Source organism: Gottfriedia acidiceleris (genome assembly GCF_050457485.1).
GTDB lineage: Bacteria > Bacillota > Bacilli > Bacillales > Bacillaceae_G > Gottfriedia > Gottfriedia acidiceleris_D.
In genome coordinates, this window is sequence record NZ_JBCMJM010000017.1 from 195,678 (window position 1) to 220,777 (window position 25,100).

Below are 25,100 nucleotides of genomic sequence, written 5' to 3' on the forward strand. Positions count from 1 at the left end.
AGCCCCCTTATTTAGTAAGATCAGCTACAAATTTTGGTAATACGAACGCTGCTTTGTGTAGCTCTTTAGTATAATATTTTGTCTCAATATCGAAGAAACGATTCTCTTCTACTTCAAGTGGATCATGTTTTTTCGAACCGATTGTAAATGTCCACATTCCGCTTGGATATGTTGGAATGTTTGCAATATATAAACGAGTGATTGGGAAGATTTCTCTTACATCACGTTGAACTTGTGTGATTAACTCAGGAGTAAACCATGGGTTGTCCGTTTGAGCTACAAAAATACCATCTTCTTTTAATGCTTTAGAGATACCAGCATAGAAGCCTTTTGTAAATAAGTTAACTGCAGGACCAACTGGCTCAGTTGAGTCTACCATAATTACATCGTATACATTTTCACTATTTGCAATATGCATAAATCCATCGTCTACTTTTACTTCTACACGAGGGTCTTCTAATTTTCCTGCAATTTCAGGTAAGTATATTTTAGAGTACTCAATTACTTTTCCATCGATTTCAACTAGAGTTGCTTTCTTTACGCTTGGGTGTTTTAATACTTCGCGAATAACACCACCGTCACCGCCACCTACAACTAATACGTTTTCAGGATTTGGGTGTGTAAATAAAGGTACATGTGCAACCATTTCGTGGTATACGAACTCATCTTTTTGAGTTGTCATAACCATACCATCTAAAATAAGCATGTTTCCGAACTCTTCTGTCTCTACCATGTCAAGCTTTTGAAACTCAGTTTGCTCTGTATGTAAAGTTTTATTAATTTTAGCAGTAATTCCAAAGTTTTTTGTTTGTTTTTCAGTAAACCATAATTCCATTTAATGCATCTACCCTTCTTTATCAAGATTTAGTTTGAAACATAAGTATCGTTTTGTCGGGGCTGAACAAGGTGCCTCCACTTTTTCGATTATGTTTCGTATTATCCCCACTCTTCCTAATTCCTATCGGATTTGTGTTGTTACGACAAATTTTTGCCGTACAAAAGAAAAGTATAGAGTAATTTTTGTGAAATGCAAGATTTTTAAAGCTAAATTATTTGATATTTTTTACTACGGTAATTTGAATAAAATTTCTCTTAATCTACCATACTAGTATTAAATTAGAGAAACGAATCGAGAGGAGGATGCATTTTTGTATAATATCAACTACTCTTTTCATTGGCGTACACTTCAAAAAGTCGGTATTTTACTTACGATTATTTCAATTTCAGGGACACTATTTTTATCTTGTGTCTATCTGTTTGCAGCTACGTCTACAAAACCTTCATTATTTATTGAGTCAAATTCCAGTTATTATGATCACAATCAAAAGCTAATTAGTAAAACGAAGCTACTTCAAAATCGTAAAACACTTAAAATTGCAGATGTGCCTCCAATTGCAATCAATAGCATTTTAGTTTCTGAAGATCGTAATTTTTTTCATCACCATGGCTTCGACTTAAAAAGGTTGGGTTCTGCTATTTTAATTAATATAACGAAGGGACAATACGCTCAAGGCGCAAGTACTATAACTCAACAACTTGCAAAAAACTTATATCTTTCACAACAAAAAACGCTTAATCGTAAATTAAAAGAGGCTTATTTAACGATGAGACTTGAGTCAGCTTACAGTAAAAATAAAATATTAGAAGCATATTTAAACACCATATATTTTGGACATGGTATTTATGGTCTAGAAACTGCGGCGAATACCTTCTTAGGAAAAGAGACAAACGAGCTGACAATTGGTGAATCTACATTTTTATTAAGTATTCCGGCCAATCCTTCAGAATATGACCCTTACGTTCATTTTTCATCTGTAAAGAAAAGGCAACAACGAATTTTATCAGCACTTGAACAGAATAAATTAATCAACTCAAAAAGTGTTAAAAATGCAATTGATGAACCGATTAAGTTAAAACCGATTAAACATTCTTCAAATTCTTCATTTACATCCTATTTTCAACAAAGCGTTCAAAAAGAAATAACAGCTTCAATTGGACAATCAATCAATAACAATGGTAGTCAAATTTATACAACATTTAATCCCGCTATTCAAAAGTACATTGATCAAGCTTTTGATAAGTATATTAGACCAATACCTGATTTACAGGCTAGTGTAGTCGTATTAAATAGTCAAACTGGTGAAGTATTAGGGATGACTGGAGGCCGTGAGAAAGGACAGTTTTTATTTAATCGAGCAATAGCATCGAAAAGGCAGGTAGGAAGTACAATAAAACCAATTCTATATTACAGTGCACTTGAAAATGGATATACCCCATCAACAAGACTTCAAAGTAAGCCTACTATATTTCACTTTGAAAATGGAGATTCATATAGTCCCAAAAATAGTGGCAATCTATACGCACATGATTCAATTACTCTAGCTAAAGCTATTGCTGTTTCAGATAATATATACGCTGTAAAAACCCAACAGGCAGTCGGTACTGACGAATTTATTAAAGCGCAGAAGTTATTCTATTTAACCACACCGAATAATAAACTACCTTCAATGGCACTCGGCACTCAAGAAGCCTCATTGCTCGATATGACAAGAGCGTATGCTTTAATTGCGAATAATGGTAAAGATGTGATTCCTCATTTCGTAAAAGAGATTAAGACTCAAAATGGAAAGACGATCTATAAAGAAAAGTTTGATAAAAAACAAAGATTAGATAAAGATCAGACCATTATTCTTAAACAACTCATGAACGGAATGTTCAACACAAATTTTTCAAGCTACTTGCCAGTAACAGGTACTAGTATTATTCCTGAACTATCAAAAGTTTATTATGGTAAAACTGGCACTACAAAAACGGACAGCTGGATGATTGGATTCCATTCGAATCTTATTGTTGGAGTATGGGTTGGATATGATCATTCAAAAAATTTAACCGTAGAGGAAGGTTCACTTTCGAAGAAGGTGTGGGCATCAGTTATGACAAATTTAATGGATAAAAATATAGACTCTAAACTACCTAGTGATCTAGTTAAAGTTGCTGTAGATGAAAAGACTGGTCTTTTGTATAAAGAGGGATGCGGCGATAAGGTTTCACTTTATTTTCGTAAAGGAACACAACCTACAAAACCTTGTATGAATAAAAAAATGAACCAAAAACATAAAAAGGAAAATAAAGACAGTAAGCCTTGGTATTCACATTATTTACTGTAAAAACAAAAGACCTCACCAAATTGGTAAGGTCTTTTGTTTGTCCTAGTCCTAGCTTTGTCCAAGCTATTATTAGTTTACTTTATTTAGTCTTAAATGTAAAAAGATTATTCGACGATTTCTTCAAATTTTTTATATAATTTACCTAAAGAAAACTCGTCGATTGGCGAGCCCTAGGGCGAAGACAGAGACGTAGTTGCGCTTATACTTAATACCTAAAATTGGAAACTACGTCGATTTTCCTTCTTCGCTGCCAATTTATACTTACTTATTGTGCAAAAAGGTATACTAACCTAAAAGTACAGTTTTTAATTGTTCAGATGAATTATTCCACATCTCTTCATTGTGCGATTTCAAGAAATTGGCTAATAATTTGCGAGATTTTTCATCCATCTGTTCAACCATTATTTTTCGTTTCATCGCTTTATCCATTTTATTTACGTGGTCAGGAAGAAGCTTATATCCCCTTCTAGCTTCGCGATCAACAGTCATGTAGCAACCTGTTACTCCAGCATAATAAGGACCGCTTTCAGTTCGCTCAGTTGCGACCCACACTAACCAATAAGGTTTTCCATTAGGAACTTCATCCTCATTAGTTAAAAACTTGATCCCCTTTTCAACTGAACTTCTTGCGTGCATTGCACCGATATCTACAAAAACATCATTCTCTTGTATATCAATAAAGACTGGAGAAATATTTTCTAAACTAATTGCTCCAACACCAAATCCGCCATGCCCACTCGTTGAATCATTTTTTAATATATTAAAACCTAGTGATTTCTTTTTTGGTTGATCAGACATTGTGCCCCTCCTAAAAAATTAATGGTGTAACGATTGAATTAATCCAGTGGAAAACTGAAGGTATAGCAACCTGGAAAATTGGTTGAATTGTATAGTTATCTAATGGAGTTAATACTAAAACTAAAAATACAAATGCTCCATACTGCTCATATTGTGACATTTTTGCACGAAGATCATTAGGAGCTAAATCCTCTAAAATTCGATATCCATCTAGTGGTGGAAGAGGAATTAAATTAAATACAAATAATACTATATTCATTTGAATGAAAATATTAAAAAAAGAATCTAAAGTAAGTGATAGTGCTTGTGGGAAAGAATGAAAAAATCCGTATTTATATAATAATGAATAAGCGATTAAACCAAGCGTCGCTAGAATTAGATTACTAATCGGACCCGCTGCTGTGGTTAAGATTCCTGCTAATCTCGGATGTTTGAAGTTATGGCGATTTACAGGAACTGGTCTTGCCCAACCAAAGCCTAAAATAATAATCGCAATTGTACCGAAAATGTCTAAATGTCTAAATGGAGAAAGCGTTAATCTGCCTTGTCTTTTTGCCGTGTCATCTCCAAATTTATAAGCTACATAGGCGTGCGCAAATTCGTGAACTGATAACGAAATTGCAACAACTAATAATATTAATGGTATATCTTTTAATGGATATTGAAAAAATGATCCCATTCTTTGCTCCTTTCGAGAAAAATCGCTATTTTATGTAACTAAACGGTTAATTTATTAATAGTTTAATTTATTCTTTATGATTTCTTCAATGTTAATCGATTTAATCGTTATTATTCTGACTTCCTGAGTTATAATAAAAATGATAAAACGAAGGAGGTCATAATATGCCATACGTTACAGTAAAAATGCTAGAAGGTCGCACTGAAGAACAAAAGAAAGCATTAGTTGAAAAAGTGACTGATGCTGTAAGTGAAACAACAGGTGCTCCAACTGAAAAGATTGTTGTTTTCATTGAAGAAATGACAAAAAACCATTATGCAGTTGCAGGCAAACGCCTTAGTGACGAATAGAATTCCTTACATACATCAACAGTAAACGGAATAACTTCCGTTTACTGTTTTTTATCTTCTTTTAGCCCCTGCTATTTCTTCAATCATTTCGATGACTTTCTTTTTCTTTTCATCAGGATTATTATAAATTAAATCATGAGGAAAATATAACTTAGAATCGAATAACTTTTTACCAGTTATTCCATCTACTAGCTCTGATTTACGCGAAATTTCTTTCAAATCACCGTTCGTTTGCAATAGTAAAATTGGCTTCTTTCCACCCTCTTCACCATATCTAAAATAATCATAAGCTTCGTCTGAAATTGTATCAATGACTAAATAGTATTCCGGGTCTATCTCTATTTCTAAAAATAACTCTTTTAATTCAGCAAACTTTTCAGTATGTTTTTGTGTATCAAAGTCTACATATTGAAATAATTTTCTATCTAAGAACCGTTGACATAGATCACTCAAGATTTGATCAGATTCCTCCTGCCATACTTGGAAATAATACAAAAGGACTGATTCATCTAATTTGATATATTCATCTAAATCAACTTTCCCTTCAAATAGATGCCCAAAATGCACTGGTACATAATTAAAATGGTAACCTGTTTCATGCAAATATTTTGCCCTTTGTAATATTTTTTGTAAAATGGCTTCCGCACTTCTAGACACTGGATGAAAATAAACTTGCCAGTACATCTGGAAACGACTAATTAAGTAGTGCTCAACAGCATGCATACCTGATTGTTTTATAACGACACCATCAGGTCTAGGACGCATAATTCTCAAAATACGTTCCATATCAAAATTACCGTAACTTACGCCAGTGTAGTATGCATCTCTAAGAAGATAATCCATTCGATCAGCGTCAATTTGGCTTGAAATCATGCTCGTAACTAACTTATTCGCCGATGTTTTCTCAATCACTTCTGATACTTTCTTAGGAAAGTCATCCCCTACTTTTCTTAGGATTTCGTTAATTTCTGTTGAACCCTCAATAATTTCTCTCGTTAATTCTTCATGATCTAAATTAAATATCTTCTCAAATGTATGCGAAAAAGGACCATGACCAACATCATGTAATAATCCAGCACAAAGAGCTAATAAGCGATCATCATTATTCCATTCAGGACGACCAGAAAAAACATCATCTACCATACGTCTTATAATTTCATAAACGCCAAGCGAATGAGTAAATCGACTATGCTCAGCTCCATGAAACGTCAGATATGTAGTACCAAGCTGTTTAATTCTGCGTAGTCTCTGAAATTCTTTCGTACCTATTAAATCCCAAATAACTTGATCTCTTACGTGAATATAACGATGTACAGGATCTTTAAATACTTTTTCCTCATAAAGCTTTTGGAAACGATATGACATATCTTGGCCCCCTTTCAATATGTATACTAATTCTTTATATGCTAATTGATTTACTTTCTGAACAGGACTCCTTTTGTAGCTCAAGGCGTCAACCTCTCGAGTCATAAGCCAAATTCCAATGAAGGTAAAAACCAACCTTCTGCATTTATTATCAATTTTTATCTCTTAACCCTTGGATATCAAAGTTAAAATAGGTATTTCATGGTGTCTAGTTCCGAAAGCTTTCTCCACATTTCATATTGTCTAGCTCCAGGCGTTAACCCCTCGAGTCATAAGCCAAATTCCAATGAAGGTAAAAACCAACCTTCTGCATTTATTATCAATTTTTATCTCTTAACCCTTGGATATCAATGTTAAAATAGGTATTTCATGGTGTCTAGTTCCGAAAGCCTTCTCCACATTTCAATCTATTATATCAAAAAAACGCTCCTAAAGATGAAGGAGCGTTTAATTCTTACCTAGTTTTGACTTTATCTTTATAAGTAGATCATCTTCGTTTGGTGCAGATAAGGGACGATTGTTTACGAAACAAAATGATTTTTTTCGTCCTGGTCCACAGTAAGATTGACAACCAATTTTAATCTCTGCTTCATCATCTATTCTTTTTAAGCGAGGGACTAATGTTTTAATATTTGTCGCCTGGCAGTCATCACATACTCTAAATTCATTTGACATTTTTTTACAATCCTTTCTGTTCTAAATTGAACATACTCAGCAGTAATTTTACTCGTTCCAAAAAGGACATGCAAGTTTTCCAATTAAATCACTCCAAATAGTATTCTACTATTTTCTATTTTTTGTATAGTTTTCTATTTTTTTGTCCAAACTTCTATTAATCAGCTAGGAAATTAAATCGATTAATTGAATAAAAGAAAGTTGAGGGGAAATTTCTATGATGAAATTAAGACAGGATGCTTGGACTGAAGAAAATGATTTACTTTTAGCAGAAACCGTTTTACGTCACGTACGAGAAGGTAGTACCCAATTAAATGCCTTTGAGGAAGTAGGCGATGTTCTAGAACGTACTTCAGCTGCATGTGGTTTTCGTTGGAATGCTGTAGTTCGCTATAATTATGAAAAAGCACTTCAATTAGCAAAGAAATTCCGTAAAGAAAAGCTTCGACACGCTAAAGGTGAAGATGCTAAGAAAAAATTATTATATACACCTTCTGAATCTAGTTATATACAAACAGATGTATCTAGTAATTTTGATCGTTATTTAAATGATGAACAAGATTTAGAATATGGCGTTGAACTCGATCAAGAATTTGGGTCTTTTGTGGAAACTGATAATGAAAATGATGCAAGTGAAGAAGTAACGCATAACGAGGAACCAACGACTGAGATATTTTCAAGTATTCCTTCCGCTCAAAATCAATATCAATCACAGATTCAGACTCCACCAGCTTCACCAATGAATACAAGAAAAAGTTCAATTACAATGTTTGATGTCATCCAGTTCTTACAAGGTCTTTCAAGCAGTCAGATTGGTAGCGATCGTTTAGTCCGTGAAAATGATCAACTAAAAAGAGAGCTTATACAATTACAGGAACGAAATTCACAGTTACAGAGACAAGTAGAAAAACTTGAAAAAGACGCTACTACTGTTCAAGAAGACTATGAAACAATGATGAAAATAATGAACCGTGCTAGAAAATTAGTATTATTTGAAGAGGAAGAGAAACCTGCAGCAACATCCTTTAGAATGGATAAAAACGGAAATTTAGAAAAAATTGCAGAATAACATTGTCAGTTACAAAATAGAGGAACTAAATCTTAATTTTGATTTAGTTCCTCTATTTTCATGCATACTAAATTTGAAAATCCCTGTACAATCTATTAATTTCCTAAAAATGATTTTTTAAAGAATGCTAGCTGTTTTTCAAGTGTGACTGGGTCACTGAACGAAGCACCATTGCCAAGCATTTCATATACGCGATTATTTTTTACAGCTGGAATAGATTTATATGTATCTGTTTTCTGAAACGATATATCTGCATCTGCATATTTACTTAAAATAATGTAATCTCCTGCATATTGTGGTAGCACTTCTATAGAAAGTGTATAATAACCATCTTTTATTGCCACTTCTTTTACTTTCTCAGGCATTTTTAATTTCATTGCTTGGTATAGTATTTCAGTTCCACGTGCCCAATTATTACCGAATACATATAGCTGTTTATCATATGATTCAAATACTGATACAGTTGCATCTTCACCGATTTTAGCGCGAATTTCATCCCCAGCTTTTACTGCGCGTTGTTTAAAGTCATCAACCCATTCCGTTGCTTCCTTCTCTTTGTTTAACAGTTTACCAATTTCGATATGCTGTGCTAAATAATCTAACTTACCCCATGTGTATGTTACTGTCGGAGCAATCTCTTTCAATTTATCTATATTTTTAATATTTGATAATCCAATTATTAAATCTGGTTTTAATTCAATTATTTTTTCAAGGTTCTCATCTGATACTTCCGCTACATCTTTTAATTCTTTCTTAAAGGTTGGATTATTCTTTGACCAAACATCTACCCCAACAACACTTACTCCTAAAGAAATGACATTACCCGTAAAACCTGAAAGTAAGATAACGCGTTTTGGATGTGTTGGTACTTCAACGGGACCAGTTTCCGATTGATATGTAAATGTTTTAGGTTGGTCGTCCATCTTTGAAGTACTCGCCTTCTTATCTGACGAATTATGGCTACATGCACTTGTCATTAATACAAAAATAAGAATCAACGGTAATAATAACTTTTTCATTTCAATCTCCTTTTTTCATCGATGTTTAATTGATAACGATTATCATTTTCATTACTTTATTTACTATATGTTTGATTCTAATTATTGTCAATCTATATTTACTATTCAGAATATGATGTTTTTTTATTTAGTTTAAAATCATGCTAAAATAGGAAAACAAACGCAAAACGCAAGGGGCTTATTTAATGAATCAACATTTGAATCGGTTACAAACAGATGAAATACGTTTTATAGACGGCTCAACTTTAGGGCCAACCTTTGAGGCAATCCAATCTTTTGCATTAGACGACACTTTATGTACAAAAATTGGGAAAATGGAGTCTCCAACAACAATTCGAACTTGGGTACACCACAATACAATAGTTCTAGGTATTCAAGATACTAGACTACCGAATTTAACGAATGGTGTTAAATTTCTTAATGACCATGGATACAAAGCAATCGTACGAAATTCAGGTGGACTTGCTGTTGTTTTAGATGAAGGTGTTCTAAATATATCTATCCTCTTTCCAGAAGCTGAACATAAGCTGCAAATTAATGATGGTTATGAAACGATGTATGCTCTAATTCAAGATATGTTTAAGGATTTAACAGATAAAATAGTTGCAAAAGAAATAGTAGGATCATATTGTCCAGGCGATTTTGATTTAAGTATTGATGACAAGAAATTTGCGGGTATCTCTCAACGTCGGATACGTAAAGGGGTTGCTGTTCAAATTTATTTATGTATTAACGAAAGTGGTTCAAAACGTGCTTCAATTATTAAAGATTTTTATGAAATTGCGATTGATGACAAAGAAACTTCATTTAAATATCCTACAATTATACCTGATACAATGGCATCTCTTTCCGAACTACTATCATTAAATCTTACAGTGACAGATGTAATGACAAGACTACTTCAATCATTAATTAAATTAACTCCAAAATTAACACCTAACTCCTTACTTGATGATGAAATAGAATTATATAATTATCATTTGCAACGAATGATTGATCGTAATTCCGATATAAGTTCTATGCAGAAATAATTAGAACAGAAAAAAGGTTTTTTATGATTTTCCTAAATTCGATTTTTATCAAAAAAACTAACACAAAGTGTTCCAATAAAAAAAGAGTGCTCAAAAGTTCATTGACTTAAGAGCACTCTTTTTCCTTAACTCCGTCCTAAATTATAGTGACTGAGCAGCTGTAATGATTGATAATTTATAAACGTCTTCACTGTTACAACCACGAGATAAGTCGTTAACAGGCATATTTAAGCCTTGTAGGATTGGTCCGATTGCCTCAAAGTTACCTAAACGTTGAGCAATTTTGTAACCAATATTACCTGCTTCTAAGCTTGGGAATACGAATGTATTAGCATCTCCTTGAATAACTGAATCAGGAGCTTTGCTTTTTGCAACAGATGGAACAAATGCTGCATCAAACTGGAACTCACCATCTAAAGTTAATTCAGGAGCAAGCTCTTTTGCAATTTTAACTGCTCCAGCAACCTTTTCAGTTTCAGGCGATTTTGCAGACCCTTTAGTTGAAAAGCTTAACATTGCGATTTTAGGTTCAATGTCAAATAGTTTAGCTGTTTTTGCACTTTCAATTGCAATTTCAGCTAAGTCTTGGCTATTTGGGGCAATATTAATCGCGCAATCTGCAAATACGTATTTCTCATCCTCACGAACCATGATAAATACACCAGATGTCTTTGTAACGCCTGGTTTTGTTTTAATGATTTGAAGCGCTGGTCGTACTGTATCGGCTGTTGAATGTGTAGCACCACTAACTAACCCATGAGCTTTGTTAGCATATACTAACATCGTTCCAAAGTAGTTTGGATCTAATAAGGCTTTACGAGCTTGCTCTTCTGTCGCTTTTCCTTTACGGCGTTCAACAAATGATGCGACTAATTGATCCATTTCTTCATAAGTAGCTGGGTCTAAAATTTCTACTCCTTGAAGTTCTAAACCTAAACTACTTGCTTTTTCTTTTACGTTTTCTACGTTACCTATTAAAATCGGTTTTAATACATCTTCTTTCGCTAGTCTGTCAGCTGCTGTTAAGATTCTCTCATCTGTACCTTCTGGTAAAACAATTGAAATACCTTTACCTGATACTTTTTGTTTAATGCTTTCAAATAAGTTGCTCATAATTGCCTCCAAAATCTTTAAAATTATTTTATTTGTACATAATTAGAATAAAACCTTTTTAGAATAATGAAAAATATAATATATTTAATAAAGCGCTATCATTTAAAGTAAATTAATTCCTAATTTTCTAACTAAATTTGGATATTGTATAATTTTGTATGTTTTTACAAAATACTTTTATTTGTAGTATGCTATATAAATGAAAATCAATACGATAACGTTTGGGGGATTTAAAATGAGTGAAGCTGCAAAAACTTTAGATGGCTGGTATTGTTTACATGATTTTAGAAGTATGGATTGGCATGCTTTTAAACAATTAGGTAGTGATGAGCGTCAACTAGCGATTACTGAATTCCAACAAGTTTTCTCAAAATGGAATCAAGTTGCTGATTCTGGTGAAGGTAGCCATGCTATTTACAATATTTTAGGTCAAAAAGCAGACATTATGTTTATGGTTTTACGACCTACAATGGATGAGTTATTACATATTGAAACAGAAATTAATAAAACTACATTATCTCAGTATATGATTCCAACTTATTCGTACGTTTCTGTAGTTGAATTAAGTAATTACTTAAGCGAAGAAGATGGCGATCCATATCAAAATCCGCATGTTCGCGCTAGACTTTACCCTGCTTTACCAAAATCACAATACGTATGCTTCTATCCAATGGATAAAAAGCGTGAAGGCGAAGATAATTGGTACATGCTTCCTTCAGCTTCTCGTAAAGAAATGATGTACAGCCACGGTAAAATTGGTCGTGGTTACGCTGGTAAAGTTAAACAAATTATTACTGGTTCTGTAGGTTTTGATGATTATGAATGGGGCGTTACTTTATTCTCTGAAGACGTACTTCAATTCAAAAAATTAATCTATGAAATGCGCTTTGATGAAGTAAGTGCTCGTTATGGAGTATTTGGTTCATTCTTTGTTGGAACGATCCTAAAAGAAGACGCATTTTCAAAATATCTATACGTATAATTGAATACTTGAGAGTATCCACTGAATACGATCAGTCATAGTATATAAATTAAAAGACTTCTCTTTTTTGAGAAGTTTTTTATTTTCCTGTTGGAAAAGATGTCATATGTTTCTTTCAATTTTAATATAGTTACAGTAGTGAACGAACTAATTAGTCCTCGCTTTCCGATCACCAATGGGATTCATGCAGAATATTTAATTCGGATGAGGAGGCTTTTTTATGGCTGTAATTCGTTATACCGAGGCCGAGGTTTCTTTGCTTGCAAGATTAATGCGTGCTGAAGCTGAAGGAGAAGGTAAAGAAGGTATGTCAATGGTTGGAAATGTTTGTGTTAATAGGGTTTTATGTGATTGCTTAGATTTTAGAGACATTCGAAGTATAACAGATATGGTTTATCAAAATCCTGGTGGATTCGAAGCTGTTCAAAAATCTTACTTTTACCAGCGTGCCAGGGACCAAGATATTGAGCTATCTAGAAGAGTAATAGCAGGGCAGCGTTTTTGGCCAGCAACTTATGGCCTATGGTTCTTCCGACCCGCAGGTTCATGCCCAGGAACTTGGTTTAACCAAAAACTAGCGGGAAGATTTAAGTCACATTGCTTTTATCAACCAACTTCTCAAGATTGTCCTAAAGTTTATAGTGTTTAAATGATTTAACTAAGGAGGTTTTTTCTTTGAGTAATCCTTACGAATATTATCAAAATATTTATCGTGCGGCGCAGCCTGCCCAGGGGCAGGGACAGGGGCAGGGACAACAAACAGGACAGGGACAACAAGCAGGACAGGGGCAAGGATTTGCAGCCCCATCAGGCGGTATGATTACCCAACAAGGTCAAGTTACCACCCCGTCTGGTCTTTTTGAACAATCCTATGTAGAAAATATACTTAGAGCCAATCGTGGAAAAGTTGCTACAGTTTATATGACTTTCACTGGTCATCAACAACAAGTTTTTGTTGGGTATATTATGGGAGCTGGACGTGATCATATTGTACTCAGAGATGTGAATACAACTAAAACTTTCGTATTGTTGACAATTTACTTAGATTACGTCACATTTGACGAAGAAATAGCTTTGCCTTATCAACTTTAAAAAAAAGTGTTCAATATAGTGCAATAATTGCACTTGTATTGAACACTTTTTTTATTTCATTACTGAAATCCCTACTAATATCCAAGCTACTAAAAATGCTAAACCACCTAGTGGAGTAATCGCACCTAGTATTTTAATTCCAGAAACACTTAATATGTACAAGCTCCCTGAGAATAAGATGATTCCTATTACAGATAACCATCCCGCCCACATTAATTGAGTTGTTGAACCAAATTTATCAATTAAAAATGCAATAATAAATAGTCCACCTGTTTGAAACATTTGATATTGAACAGCTTTTTGCCAAATTTCAAGTGATCTTTCGGAAATTTTCCCCTCAAGTCCATGTGCTCCAAATGCACCTAATGCGATTGATAAAAATGCAAAAATACTACCTAATAAAAAAAATAGTTTCACTTCTACTCCCCCTTTATCTTAAAAATCTAATAATGATCCGCTTTGTTCCGAGTCATCCAATTTAGGCATAACAGAAGGTCTGGATATAATAGGCTGACTTGGTATTGATTGAACGATACTACTAGTTACTATATTCTTTGGAACCTCAACATTGCTCTCGTCTTCAAGAAGTAACTCACATAAAGAACGAATACTGGCAATTCTTTCTCGAAACTGTCCAGGTTTTTGTGTACTTACTTTTGCCTTATGTAACTCATTTTCAATTTGCTGGATTACTTTTTCTACACTGATATTCAGATAAATCACCACCAAACTTTATTAACACAATCCAATAAACCCTATTATACTATGGCTTTTTTCTGAAAGCGAATACCAACCAAATTAAGCACTATTTTAGTTGAACGGTGGTATACTAAAAAAGTTAATTTTTAGGAGGTAATGTAATTTGAACTATAAAATGATTGTTTTGGATATCGATGACACACTTTTAACGGATCAACATGTTATTTCGCAAAAAACGAAGGAAGCTTTACTCAAAGCTCAAGATATGGGTGTAAAAGTAGTGTTAGCTTCCGGTAGACCAACCTTTGCTATGCATAAGTTAGCTGAGGAACTATTACTACATGATTATGGTAGCTATGTCCTATCATTTAACGGAGGAATCATTACTGACTATCAGACAAAAAATAATGTTTATGAATGTACACTTACAAAAGAGCAAGCACATGAACTTTATGAGATTAGTAAGAAACATAATGTCTTCGTACATACATATGTTGAAAATGATATTATTACAGAAAAAGGGAATCAATATACTGATATCGAGGGCCAGCTCACGGGCTTGCCTATTAAAGAAGTAAGCAGCTTTACCGAGCATGTGCAAAATGACGTTGTAAAATTGTTAATGTTGGAGAATCCAGAAAAATTAGCTCAAGTTGAAAAAATACTTCAAAAAGAGCTGGAAGGTAAAATTAGTGTCATGCGCTCAAAGCCATTCTTTTTGGAACTAACGAACAGTGAAGTAGATAAAGGTAAAAGTCTAAATCACTTAATTCAAATTTTAGGAATTCGACAGGACGAAGTAATTGCTGTAGGAGATGGATATAATGACTTACCGATGATTAAGTTTGCGGGACTAGGCGTTGCGATGGGAAATGCTCCTGATGAAATTAAGCAACAAGCAGATTATGTCACTGCTACAAATAATGAAGATGGCGTCGCTAAAGTTGTTGAAAAGTTTATATTGAGTACTAAGTAATAATCACAAGAAAGGGCTGTCTAAAATCTAAAAAGACAACCCTTCTTTAAATCTCATTTATTGACTACTCTACTGTCCAGTCAATCGGCTCTAGTTGAAGTTCTACTAGTTTTTGGTTAATTTGTGAAAATGGTTTACTTCCAAAGAATCCTCTACTAGCTGACAAGGGACTTGGATGATGAGCTTTTAATATTACATGGTGGTTACTCGTAATCAATTCTTCTTTAGCCTGGGCATGTTTACCCCATAGAACAAAAATAATTGGACGATCTTGCTTATTTAACTCGGATAAGATCGTATTAGTAAACAGTTCCCATCCTTTATTTTTATGGGAATTTGGTTCCCCTTCACGAACAGTTAAAACAGTATTTAATAATAAAATCCCCTGCTTCGCCCACTTAATTAAATAACCGCTAGTTGGTATTTCTATCCCTAAATCGCTATTTAATTCCTTATAAATATTTCTTAAAGAAGGAGGTATTTTTACTCCCGGTAATACAGAAAAACTTAACCCATGTGCTTGACCTGGTTGATGATAAGGATCTTGTCCAATAATTACTACTTTACAATCTTCGTATGAACACTCGTTTAAAGCCTGAAATAAATGCTCTTTTGCAGGGTATATTGTTTGTTCCTTGTATTCTTTTTCAAGAAATTGCAATAAATCTTTAAAATACGGTTTTTCAAACTCTTGTTTTAATTTTTCTTTCCAATTTGATGATATTTGAAGCAATGAAATACCACCTTTCCTGACGAAATTTCCCGAGAAATAGATATGTTTTGTTGTTTCTTGTCGTTGTTCGCGATTATTAATAGATTACTTGAATTAGCAAAATTGCGATGATGATTTGAAAACCAACGATGCTTAATGCATAAAGTGAAAGTGACTTCCCTTGTTTGATGATCATTTTTAGATTTACATTTAAACCTATTGCAGCGAGTGCAATGATTTCAAATAAGTGACTAGTCTTATTTGAAATATTCGCAGCCCAACTTGGTAGCAATCCTAAACTATAAAAGACACAAAGGATGACAAATCCAATTACATACCAAGGAAATTGGATTTTTACTTTTTCAATAGATTCCTCTGCTATATGTCTTCTTTTTATAGTAGATAAGCTAAAAACTACAAAAACTAAAAAAACTACTCGAATCAGTTTAAATAAAGTGGCATAATTTTTTACTTCATCATTCACTAAACTACCACTAGCAACTACTTGTCCCACTGATTGTAATGTACTTCCGATTAGTGCAGAGGTCGGCAATGTTTCTGAGTGATATAATACAGATGCTATTAAAGGCAGAATAAACATTAAGACTGTTCCCATCATATTTACAAGTGTGACAGCCAGTCCCTTTTCTTCTTGCGTGGCTTGTATAGCTGGGGCTGTTGCGCCAATTGCTGACGAACCGCAAACTGCATTTCCACTTGCCATTAAATAGCTAAAATTCAAACCAAAACCTAATTTTTCGCCTAACCAAATCGTAAAAATGATGACTAAACACATTTGTGTCACGATTAACAAAATCCCTTTTAATCCTAGTAGGCTAATCATTTGAATGCTGATCGTTGCTCCTAATAAAAATATTGAGACTTCTAATAATTTACTTTCTGCAAACTTTCTACCGCCTTCAAAATAAGACTTTAAGTGTACTGTATTACCGACAATCAATCCGATTAATATTGAAAATGTAGCTGCTCCAACCGGTAATATATAAGAAAGTGTTTCACTAAAAAGTGCAATAATTAGGCAAAGAACTACCCCCGGAATAGCTTTATAAATATTCCCCATATTATTCTCCAAGCTTTCATTAAAATATTATTCTATCTATAAATATTATGTAATGAAAAAAGAAATTCGACAAGATTCTTGTCGAATTTCCAAATTTATCATATCTTAACATTTAATCTTCATCATAGCTTGAAGCCTCAATAATATACTGGGGTCTTCTTTTTGTTTCGTAATATGTCTTTCCTAAATATTCACCTAATACTCCAATCATCAAGATTTGAACTCCGCCAAATAACATAATGAAATTGGAAATCGTATATAAACCAGGAATTCTAATCCCAACAAAAAGTACTTTAAAGCTCATCATAATAAAGATGACAATACTTATACCAATTAATAATATTCCGACTTTCGTTAACAATCTCAATGGTCTTGTATTGAAACACAATATATATTCAAATGCTCTTTTTATCAAATCTAGTCTCTTTACCTCTGACTCTTTGTTAATGATTCTTGATGTTATTTCATATTCAATCGTTTTTATTTTGTAACCAATCCAGTTAAAAATACCTTTTGAATAGCGGTTTGATTCTGGCATGCTTAAAATAGCATTCACTACTTTTCTGCTTAACAAACGAAAGTCTGATTCGGTTTGCAAAATATCAGGGTCCACAAATTTTTTAATGACCTTCTCAAAAATCCCTTTTTTCGCTTTTTTTAGAACTGAACTCTCTAATTTTTTTGAAGCGACTACATGGTTATGACCTTTTTTGTATTCATCCATCATCTCTAGAATAACATTGGGTGGATGTACAAAACTTCCATCCATCAGGATGACAACATCGCCTTTTGCATGTTCAAGTCCAGCACAAATTGCTCCCTCTCTTCCGAAGCGGCGAGTAAACGAGATATATTTCAAATGACTGCTATGATTTGCAACAACTTGAAGTGCTAGTAGTGTATCATCATCACTTCCGTCGTTTATATAAATAATTTCATAATCTTCTTTAAGTAACTTAACTGCATTTGATAAATTAACGTGAAATTTCTCTAAATTTTCTCCGTTGTTATAACAATAAACAACAACTGATAATTTCATACAAAACACCTACTTCTCCTAAAAGCTATAAAGATATAACTTTTATCTATGTTATAGCACTTGGCAAAACAGTTCAATGATTTTTATATGAATTTATTTTTTCAAATGACTAATGGATGAGTTTACTCTTCTTAGAAAGATCTAAAATTTTACTTGCTCTTTTATTAATAGGTGCTTTCAGAACAACCCCCACTATGATTGCAATGATGACAAAAAGAACTAGTATTGGAAGGTCCTTATAAATGGTTTCCCAAACGATTCCACCAGTCGCCTCCCTTAACATGCTTAATGCATAGGTAAAAGGTAGAAACGGATTTATTTTTTGGAAAAATGGCGGAGTTACTTGAATCGGATAAACTCCTCCCGCTCCAGATATTTGGAGAACCAAAAAAATAATACCGATGCCTTTCCCGATATTTCCGAAGACCGAAACAAGCGTATAAACAATAAACGTAAATACAATGCTAATCAATAGTGAAAATAAGATAAAATAACCTTTACTTGCTGCATAAGTACCTAGTATCAGGAAGTTACCAGTAGTCACTACTATTGTCTGTAATACCCCAATAGTTATAAAGGTCAATAGTCTTCCAAAATAAACTTCTCTACTTTTATATGGTTTTTCTTCATGAACTTCAGTTGTTAATAACGATACCATTAATAAAGCTCCTACCCATAACGACAATGTTGTATAAAAAGGGGTCAAGCCTGTGCCATAATTCGGTATTGGAAACATTCGCTCCTTTTTTATTGCGATTGGGCTAGAATAAAAGTCGCTTACCTTTTCTATATCTGTTCGTAGAAAATTTATTAAATCCTCGATGCTTCCTTTTTCTTTAGCCTTTCTAATCTCATTCGCTATTTTTTTTATTTTCGCTTCAATCATTGGTAACTCATTTACTAATTGTTGTATATCACCCTTTTTGGTTGCTAATAAATTTGATGTGTCCTGGAGTACACCTTTTATTGTAGGTATACTCGTTTTTGCGTCAGCCAAAACAGTCTGGGTATTTTTTAGTGATTCATTCACTAATCTTGAAACTTCACTTATTTTTGGCGCTAAATCTTGATCAAAATTTCCAGTTAAACTGTTTATTTTGTTATTTATACTTGCCGCGCTCTCATTCATTTTTTGAAGTAAATCATTCGGTAGACCGTTTCCGCTTTGAATTGCACTTTTTAATTGAGCATTCTCATTTTGAATCATCATTAAATCTGATTCTAGATCTTTTAATGAACTAACATCTTTACTAAAATCAGCTGTAGTACCTAAGCTATTAAATGATTGAAGAACTTGATTTAAAGAAGTAACCATATTTCTTGAATTCGGTAGGACTTTTCCGATATCATTCGATAGCCTTATGGATTCGTCTTGACTAATCGTCTGATTTTGTAATTGTGATAATGTACTTTGTATAACAAGAGACTGGTTCTGGAGTAGGTTAAGTGTCTCTTTAATAAATGGAGTTGAATCTTGAATTGCTTTGTTAATTTGATTAAAAAACCCACTTAAACTAGCCGTTAATTTTTCACCATTTGCTACGATGTTATTAATCAATTCCATATCTTTTTTTGTAGTTTGAATAACGCTTTGTACTTTTTTATAGTCATTTAAGGCTGTATTCACAGTTGTCTTTATTTCGGGTAAATCTTTCTCAAGCTTAAAAACCATTTGTTCAAATTTTTTTATTTCAGGTAAATTTGCTTGTAAATCAATTCCTATTTTATTAAACTCCTGCAATACTTCCTTACTTACGGTCTTTTCAAATTTCTTTGTAATCTCACTCGCAATACCAGTTGCACCTTTTTCAGTATATTTCGGCGCAACAATATTTAGTTTTTCATTAACTTGATAAACTAGTTCAGGTTTTTGAGGATGATCTGTTAAAACTGTGCTAATTTTAGTTGAAAAATCATTTGGAATTAAAATACTAGCGTAATATTTTCCTTGTTTAACCCCTTCATTTGCGACTTTTTTACTTGTAAATCTCCAGCCTAAAGAAGGATTTTGTTTTAAAGAATGTATTACTTCGTTTCCGATATTAATTTTATTGTTTAAGACCGTAGCACCACGATCCTCATTTATTATTGCAATTTTTAAACCCTTTGTATTGCCGTACGGATCCCAAGAGGACTTTATATTAAACCATGCATACATTGAGGGCATGATAATTAAACCAATGATAATCATCAATGCAGCCCAATTTGTTACAACCCGCTTTACATCACGAAAATAGATTTCAAATATTGAACTCACCTATAACTCACCTAATCTTAATTTTTAAATAGTATGCAATAAATAATGCATAACTATTCTTAAAGGCAAGAATGGGAGTCGGGATATAGAAAAGGGAAAAATAAAAAAGACCTTCACCAAAATTAGCGAAAGTCTTTTTTAATCAAATACTTTAATTTACTTTGTTTCATCTACATTATTCATTATCTAGTTTCTGCACTTACTCCCATCTAAATGTACGTGCAGCGATTAAGAAGCTTACGACCATCCAGACACATAACCAACCGAAATCTGGAAGTAAATCACCAAATGATGCTCCGACATTCATGATGTCACGCATTGCGGTTGATAAGTGCGTAATTGGGATTGTCTTTATAATCGGTTGTAAATATTCGGGCATATTATTTACAGGGAAAAATACTCCACCTAAAAACATTAGTGGGAACGAAATGAAGCCTGCAATTGGTCCAGCACTTTCTGGACTTTTCGCTAAACTTGCAATAATAAATCCAATGCTCATAAATGTTAATGTACCTAATACTACAAACAATACTACTAATAGGAATGATCCTCGAATACTAACGTCGAAACCAAAATAGCCAATTAGAATTGTTAAGATGGCTTGTAAACTATTCAATATTAGCCTTGCTGTAATTTGGGCGGCAATAAACGTTGAGGCTCTTAATGTGGTGCCTTGCATTCGTCTTAGTACGCCTCGTTCTCTCCAAGACGCAATTTGGCCTGCGACACCATTCATATTATTATTCATGATTTGCATTGCAATAATTCCAGGCACTAAAAAGTCTAAATATGAAAGAGTAATTCCAGCTACTCCTTTAAAGTCTGTTACGATTTTAGGTGTATACCCTGCCATTTGTTTACTAGCGGCATCAACATATGCTGTTATCGTTGCTATTCCACCTTGAAGCTGGCCCGCATTACTTTCATTATAAAGTACTTTTATTTGTGCAGGAGCGGATTGTTGTTTAGTTGTAACTTGATTTTGAAATCCTTTTTTAATGACGATTACAAAATCGGTTTTACCGTCAGATAGTAATTTCCTAGACTTTAATTCATTTGTTTTTTTATGAATTTTAAGCGACTTTTGTTTCTCTAAAACAGTTGTAATTTGTTTGCTTACTTGAGTGTTATCATAATCAATTAGGTTTACTGAATAACTAGTTGTATTCCCATCGTTAAACATTAATCCGAAAATAATCATAAAGAAAAAAGGAAATAATAGTGTCCAAATTAGTGCTTGACGATTACGTACATAAATCCGGAGTTGCGCTAAAGTCAATTGATAATAAGCCTTCATTCTTCACGTAACCCCCTTCCAGTCATATGTAAAAATACGTCCTCAAGAGTCGCAGTTCTAGTCGATAAATCTGAAATCGTCATTTCTTGTTCTTTTGTATACTCAAGCAAAGCCATTAATGAAGCTTGTAAGTTACGAGTATACAATGTTACGAAATCATGGTTAATCACGACATTCATTACATTGTCTAAATGTGCGAACTTTTCTTCTTGCTCTGGTAGTTTTGTCTTAAATTCAATCGCACTCTCTGCAGAAATTGAACTAACTAGATTGTTTGGTGTATCTAGCGCAATTAATTTGCCTTTATCCATGATACCAATGCGATCTGCTAGTACATGAGCCTCATCCATATAGTGGGTTGATAAAACTACTGTTTTACCTCGTTCTTTTAGTTTTAAAATGATATCCCACAATGTTCTACGAGCTTGTGGATCAAGCCCTGTAGTTGGCTCATCTAAAAATATGATTTGAGGATCATGAATTAATGCTAATGCAATCGCTAATCGCTGTTTTTGTCCTCCTGATAATCCTTTTACTAGACTATCTTGTTTTTCAGATAAAAGCATTTCATCGATCAACGTTTGAATCGGGATATGACTTGGATAAAAGCTTGCATACATTTCAATGATTTCTTTTACTTTTAACAGTTCAAATAATGATGTTGATTGGAGTTGGATTCCAATCTCTTGTTTGACTTTATATGAGTCTTTGCCGATCACATGCCCTGCAATAGTAGCCGTACCTTCATCTGGTTTTCTTAATCCTACAAGCATTTCCATTGTCGTTGATTTACCAGCTCCATTTGGACCGAGTAATCCAAATACTTCACCTTTTTCAACTTCAAAACTAATTCCATTAACAGCGTAAAAATCTCCATATCTCTTTTTAAGATTTTCAACTTTAATAATTGAGCCCATTGTTTTTCCTTCACCTCGACTAATGAAATGATTATTTAAAAAGTGTACTATCTTTTATAATTCAGCCTGCTAAGTATATAATGTAAAACTTAATATATTTGTCGAAAGAACCGATTATTAATAATTTTTAATAAAAATTTACATTTTTTTCCAATATCTATCATCCGATGCTACACCTAATATCCAAATCTATTTGTTGCATTTATGAAATATTCATTTACATTTTATAACTTGATTGTAACGTCCATGTTGTCACTTTGTAATACTCATCAGTTACAATATGTTGGACATTATTTAAAAAAATTGGCTATGGTTTGAAGTTTTTTCTCTTTAAGCCAGCCATAAAAACAAGGTGATAAAATGAAAATAGAACGTGAAAAATGGTTGGATGTTGCCAAAATGATCGGCATCTTTTTGGTTGTTTATGGTCATTCTACAGAAGGTCCGAATTCTATTACATTTATTTACTGGTTCCATATGCCCCTATTTTTTATTATTAGTGGGTATTTATTTAAACCGGTCAATTCAATTAATGAACTTAAATTTTTTATAAAAAAACTAACATGTAGATTGCTTGTACCTTACTGTACGTATTTAGTCTTATTTAGTTTATATAACATGACAATTGAGGTAATAGACGGTACCATTAACCAATCAAATTTATCAAAAGAAGTCCTTTCATTGTTAATTGGTGGTAGATTTATTACTGGAGTCCATGGCGTATTTTGGTATGTGACATGTTTATTTATTACACAAATATTATTTGCGTTAATCTGTTTATTCTTTAAAAAGAATAGTACCCGTCTATTCATCGTAATTGCTTGCTATTTGCTTGCACATTTTGAAACAATTAAATTAATTCCACAAATTGGTAAAAATACCTTTAATCAAATTTCGATTCCATGGAATATGGATGTTGCTCTACTAGCAATTTTCTTTTTAGGGTTAGGATTCTTTACAAAAAAATTGATATCGTCAATTTCTAACGTCCTTGGAATATCATGTATTACGCTTAGTATCGTTTATATGACCCTATATGAATTGAATAAATTAGACTACCATCTAAGTCTTAAATATTTAAGATATAACCATTTATTTTTAGATGCTTTAATTCCAATAACAATGACGATTGCTGTACTTTATTTATGTCAAAAGCTAGCAAAACTACAATTTATCCAGCCTTGCACAATATTTGGTAAAGAATCATTAACAATAATGTACATCCATATTTTTGCGAATGCTGTTTTTTCACAGTTTTTCGATTATGGACCGTTATTGTACACAATGATTGGCTTAGCTGTGCCTATGATTGCAAAGAAATTTATTATTGAATCACAACCTACTATAAAACCATTGTTCATTGGTTTAAATGTAAAGCGAAAACAACATTTAAAAGTAAGAACTGCATAAAAAAAATAGCCCTAGGGCTATTTTTTTTATTTTAATGTAGCAACAGCTGCATCTGAACCTCTTTGAATTGAGCCAGTTGCAGTAACTTTAATATTTTCTAGCGCATCTCCATTTGTAAAAATAACTGGAGTAATTGTGCTTTTTGCATTTTCTTTTATATAGTCCATATTGAATGTTAATAAATGATCTCCAGCATTAACTTTTTGACCTTCTGTTATATGAGCATCGAAACCTTCTCCATTTAGTTTAACTGTTTCTAGTCCAACATGAATTAAGATTTCAACACCCTCATTTGAACGAATTCCAATAGCGTGCTTCGTATGGAATACTTGTACGATTTCTCCATCAAAAGGAGCTACTACAACACCTTCTGAAGGTGTAATAGCAAATCCATCACCCATCATTTTTTCTGCAAATACAGGATCAGGTACTTCAGAAAGTGGATGTATTTCTCCAGTTAATGGCGCTTTAATGATAACTTCCTTAGTTGCTTCTTTCGTTACAGGAGCAGATCCTTGTTGTTGTTCTTCCTCTAAACCGAACATTTTTTTTAATTTGTTAAACATAATACTCACCTTTTCTTTAATTTAGATTCCAGTCTTATCATTATCTTTACAGAAAAAATAATACTAATTATCCTAACAGAAAAAATACTTTTATGCTAAAGAAAAGATGAACTTTTATTGAATTATTAACAAAACTGTATCATTTTTACAATAAAAGACATGAAAAACTTTTAATGGATCATTAATTAGCTAGTTCTAAAAAGTGGTAATACATATGATAAAATAATGATGCATAAATTGTCCATACAATTATATAGATAGGAGCGATTAGCGTGACTGAAATGATTCCATTAGTTTTCTCACTTCAAAACAAAAAGATTACAATTATCGGTGGAGGAAAAATCGCTTTTCGAAAAGCAAAAGCATTTATAAAAAGTGGTGCTTCAATTACGATTATTAGCCCTCAACTATGTGATGAATTTAAACAGTTACCTACAATAAAATGGATAAATAAGTATTTTGAAGAAGCTGATCTAACTGGAGCTCACATTGTTATTGCAGCTACAGACGATAAAAATATAAATAAGTTCGTCAAAGATTGTACTTCAGATTTCCAATGGTTTAATGATGTAAGTGATCAAAATAATAGTGATTTCCATACACCCGCAGTGGTTCGTAGAGGAGATCTTATTGTATCAGTCTCAACTTCAGGTAAAAGTCCTGTCCTATCAAAAAAGATAAAAAAGGAACTAGACACTTATTTTGACGATCATTATAGTGAAGTCGTGGATGAATATGCAATTGAACGAAAAAAACCAGTCATAGAGTAAACTCATATGACTGGTTAGAAGTGCAGGTTCTCTGCC

General features: G+C 33.0%; 26 protein-coding genes. 10 read left to right on the forward strand and 16 right to left on the reverse strand.

Annotated elements, in window-relative coordinates:
• Window positions 1–7: 7 nt before the first annotated feature.
• Window positions 8–835 (reverse strand): spermidine synthase, encoded by an 828-nt coding sequence (gene speE / locus ABEY15_RS18625; protein ID WP_025671010.1) that lies wholly within the window; start codon window positions 833–835, stop codon window positions 8–10.
• Between the two features lie 313 nt (window positions 836–1,148).
• On the opposite strand from speE, the gene ABEY15_RS18630 reads away from it, so the two are divergent.
• On the forward strand, window positions 1,149–3,167 hold the full coding sequence (locus ABEY15_RS18630; protein WP_429891609.1) for a transglycosylase domain-containing protein: 2,019 nt from the start codon (window positions 1,149–1,151) through the stop codon (window positions 3,165–3,167).
• A 285-nt stretch (window positions 3,168–3,452) separates the two neighbouring features.
• On the opposite strand, the gene ABEY15_RS18635 is transcribed toward ABEY15_RS18630, so the two are convergent.
• Together ABEY15_RS18635 and ABEY15_RS18640 are read right to left on the reverse strand one after the other, a co-directional pair.
• Complete coding sequence (locus tag ABEY15_RS18635; RefSeq protein WP_429891610.1) at window positions 3,453–3,965, reverse strand: YwhD family protein; 513 nt, start codon at window positions 3,963–3,965, stop codon at window positions 3,453–3,455.
• Between the two features lie 10 nt (window positions 3,966–3,975).
• Window positions 3,976–4,644: a site-2 protease family protein gene (locus ABEY15_RS18640; protein ID WP_069033700.1), complete on the reverse strand. Its 669-nt coding sequence runs from the start codon at window positions 4,642–4,644 to the stop codon at window positions 3,976–3,978.
• Between the two features lie 164 nt (window positions 4,645–4,808).
• Here ABEY15_RS18640 and ABEY15_RS18645 point away from each other — a divergent pair, with 164 nt between their 5' ends.
• Window positions 4,809–4,994 (forward strand): 2-hydroxymuconate tautomerase, encoded by a 186-nt coding sequence (locus ABEY15_RS18645; RefSeq protein ID WP_025671006.1) that lies wholly within the window; start codon window positions 4,809–4,811, stop codon window positions 4,992–4,994.
• Window positions 4,995–5,045: 51 nt separating this feature from the next.
• Here ABEY15_RS18645 and ABEY15_RS18650 read toward each other — a convergent pair whose 3' ends face one another.
• On the reverse strand, window positions 5,046–6,359 hold the full coding sequence (locus ABEY15_RS18650) for an HD domain-containing protein (protein ID WP_429891611.1): 1,314 nt from the start codon (window positions 6,357–6,359) through the stop codon (window positions 5,046–5,048).
• 447 nt (window positions 6,360–6,806) lie between these two features.
• Entirely contained in the window at window positions 6,807–7,034 is a 228-nt protein-coding gene (locus ABEY15_RS18655; RefSeq protein ID WP_429891612.1) for a DUF1450 domain-containing protein, read from the reverse strand.
• Window positions 7,035–7,254: 220 nt separating this feature from the next.
• On the opposite strand from ABEY15_RS18655, the gene ABEY15_RS18660 reads away from it, so the two are divergent.
• Window positions 7,255–8,103 carry an RsfA family transcriptional regulator gene (locus ABEY15_RS18660; protein WP_429891722.1) on the forward strand — a complete coding sequence of 283 codons (849 nt, stop codon included), beginning with the start codon at window positions 7,255–7,257 and terminating at the stop codon, window positions 8,101–8,103.
• Between the two features lie 95 nt (window positions 8,104–8,198).
• Here ABEY15_RS18660 and ABEY15_RS18665 read toward each other — a convergent pair whose 3' ends face one another.
• The gene (locus ABEY15_RS18665) at window positions 8,199–9,122 is read right to left on the reverse strand and encodes an iron-hydroxamate ABC transporter substrate-binding protein (RefSeq protein WP_429891613.1); all 924 of its coding nucleotides are present in this window, start codon (window positions 9,120–9,122) and stop codon (window positions 8,199–8,201) included.
• A gap of 185 nt (window positions 9,123–9,307) precedes the next feature.
• Between ABEY15_RS18665 and ABEY15_RS18670 the strand changes: the two genes are divergently transcribed.
• Window positions 9,308–10,153 (forward strand): lipoate--protein ligase family protein, encoded by an 846-nt coding sequence (locus tag ABEY15_RS18670; protein WP_429891614.1) that lies wholly within the window; start codon window positions 9,308–9,310, stop codon window positions 10,151–10,153.
• 141 nt (window positions 10,154–10,294) lie between these two features.
• Here the strand turns inward: ABEY15_RS18670 and pta are convergent, their stop codons facing one another.
• Window positions 10,295–11,266 (reverse strand): phosphate acetyltransferase, encoded by a 972-nt coding sequence (gene pta / locus ABEY15_RS18675; RefSeq protein WP_429891615.1) that lies wholly within the window; start codon window positions 11,264–11,266, stop codon window positions 10,295–10,297.
• Between the two features lie 235 nt (window positions 11,267–11,501).
• On the opposite strand from pta, the gene hemQ reads away from it, so the two are divergent.
• From hemQ to gerQ, 3 genes are all read left to right on the forward strand, one after another.
• Window positions 11,502–12,248 carry a hydrogen peroxide-dependent heme synthase gene (gene hemQ, locus ABEY15_RS18680; protein WP_429891616.1) on the forward strand — a complete coding sequence of 249 codons (747 nt, stop codon included), beginning with the start codon at window positions 11,502–11,504 and terminating at the stop codon, window positions 12,246–12,248.
• Window positions 12,249–12,468: 220 nt separating this feature from the next.
• Entirely contained in the window at window positions 12,469–12,897 is a 429-nt protein-coding gene (locus tag ABEY15_RS18685) for a cell wall hydrolase (protein WP_429891617.1), read from the forward strand.
• A 26-nt stretch (window positions 12,898–12,923) separates the two neighbouring features.
• On the forward strand, window positions 12,924–13,340 hold the full coding sequence (gerQ, locus tag ABEY15_RS18690) for a spore coat protein GerQ (protein ID WP_429891618.1): 417 nt from the start codon (window positions 12,924–12,926) through the stop codon (window positions 13,338–13,340).
• A 51-nt stretch (window positions 13,341–13,391) separates the two neighbouring features.
• Here the strand turns inward: gerQ and ABEY15_RS18695 are convergent, their stop codons facing one another.
• Both ABEY15_RS18695 and ABEY15_RS18700 read right to left on the reverse strand, forming a co-directional pair.
• Entirely contained in the window at window positions 13,392–13,757 is a 366-nt protein-coding gene (locus ABEY15_RS18695) for a DUF423 domain-containing protein (RefSeq protein WP_429891619.1), read from the reverse strand.
• A gap of 18 nt (window positions 13,758–13,775) precedes the next feature.
• The gene (locus ABEY15_RS18700; protein ID WP_429891620.1) at window positions 13,776–14,063 is read right to left on the reverse strand and encodes a YwdI family protein; all 288 of its coding nucleotides are present in this window, start codon (window positions 14,061–14,063) and stop codon (window positions 13,776–13,778) included.
• A 139-nt stretch (window positions 14,064–14,202) separates the two neighbouring features.
• Between ABEY15_RS18700 and ABEY15_RS18705 the strand changes: the two genes are divergently transcribed.
• Window positions 14,203–15,015, forward strand: coding sequence for a Cof-type HAD-IIB family hydrolase (locus ABEY15_RS18705; RefSeq protein WP_429891621.1), 813 nt, complete (start codon window positions 14,203–14,205; stop codon window positions 15,013–15,015).
• 64 nt (window positions 15,016–15,079) lie between these two features.
• Here ABEY15_RS18705 and ABEY15_RS18710 read toward each other — a convergent pair whose 3' ends face one another.
• From ABEY15_RS18710 to ABEY15_RS18735, 6 genes are all read right to left on the reverse strand, one after another.
• Window positions 15,080–15,748 (reverse strand): uracil-DNA glycosylase, encoded by a 669-nt coding sequence (locus ABEY15_RS18710; RefSeq protein ID WP_429891622.1) that lies wholly within the window; start codon window positions 15,746–15,748, stop codon window positions 15,080–15,082.
• A gap of 76 nt (window positions 15,749–15,824) precedes the next feature.
• The gene (locus ABEY15_RS18715) at window positions 15,825–16,808 is read right to left on the reverse strand and encodes a YeiH family protein (RefSeq protein WP_429891624.1); all 984 of its coding nucleotides are present in this window, start codon (window positions 16,806–16,808) and stop codon (window positions 15,825–15,827) included.
• A gap of 112 nt (window positions 16,809–16,920) precedes the next feature.
• Window positions 16,921–17,847 carry a glycosyltransferase family 2 protein gene (locus tag ABEY15_RS18720; protein WP_429891625.1) on the reverse strand — a complete coding sequence of 309 codons (927 nt, stop codon included), beginning with the start codon at window positions 17,845–17,847 and terminating at the stop codon, window positions 16,921–16,923.
• Between the two features lie 109 nt (window positions 17,848–17,956).
• Window positions 17,957–20,104, reverse strand: a complete 2,148-nt coding sequence (locus ABEY15_RS18725; protein WP_429891627.1) for a YhgE/Pip family protein — start codon at window positions 20,102–20,104, stop codon at window positions 17,957–17,959.
• A 199-nt stretch (window positions 20,105–20,303) separates the two neighbouring features.
• Window positions 20,304–21,401 (reverse strand): ABC transporter permease, encoded by a 1,098-nt coding sequence (locus ABEY15_RS18730; RefSeq protein ID WP_098232042.1) that lies wholly within the window; start codon window positions 21,399–21,401, stop codon window positions 20,304–20,306.
• Window positions 21,398–22,318 carry an ABC transporter ATP-binding protein gene (locus ABEY15_RS18735; RefSeq protein WP_429891628.1) on the reverse strand — a complete coding sequence of 307 codons (921 nt, stop codon included), beginning with the start codon at window positions 22,316–22,318 and terminating at the stop codon, window positions 21,398–21,400. The genes ABEY15_RS18730 and ABEY15_RS18735 overlap by 4 nt, the downstream gene beginning before the upstream one ends.
• Before the next feature lie 360 nt (window positions 22,319–22,678).
• Here ABEY15_RS18735 and ABEY15_RS18740 point away from each other — a divergent pair, with 360 nt between their 5' ends.
• Window positions 22,679–23,728, forward strand: coding sequence for an acyltransferase family protein (locus ABEY15_RS18740; protein ID WP_429891629.1), 1,050 nt, complete (start codon window positions 22,679–22,681; stop codon window positions 23,726–23,728).
• Window positions 23,729–23,754: 26 nt separating this feature from the next.
• Here the strand turns inward: ABEY15_RS18740 and ABEY15_RS18745 are convergent, their stop codons facing one another.
• Complete coding sequence (locus ABEY15_RS18745; protein ID WP_429891631.1) at window positions 23,755–24,294, reverse strand: PTS sugar transporter subunit IIA; 540 nt, start codon at window positions 24,292–24,294, stop codon at window positions 23,755–23,757.
• Between the two features lie 281 nt (window positions 24,295–24,575).
• On the opposite strand from ABEY15_RS18745, the gene ABEY15_RS18750 reads away from it, so the two are divergent.
• Window positions 24,576–25,064 (forward strand): precorrin-2 dehydrogenase/sirohydrochlorin ferrochelatase family protein, encoded by a 489-nt coding sequence (locus ABEY15_RS18750; protein ID WP_429891723.1) that lies wholly within the window; start codon window positions 24,576–24,578, stop codon window positions 25,062–25,064.
• Window positions 25,065–25,100: the final 36 nt, after the last annotated feature.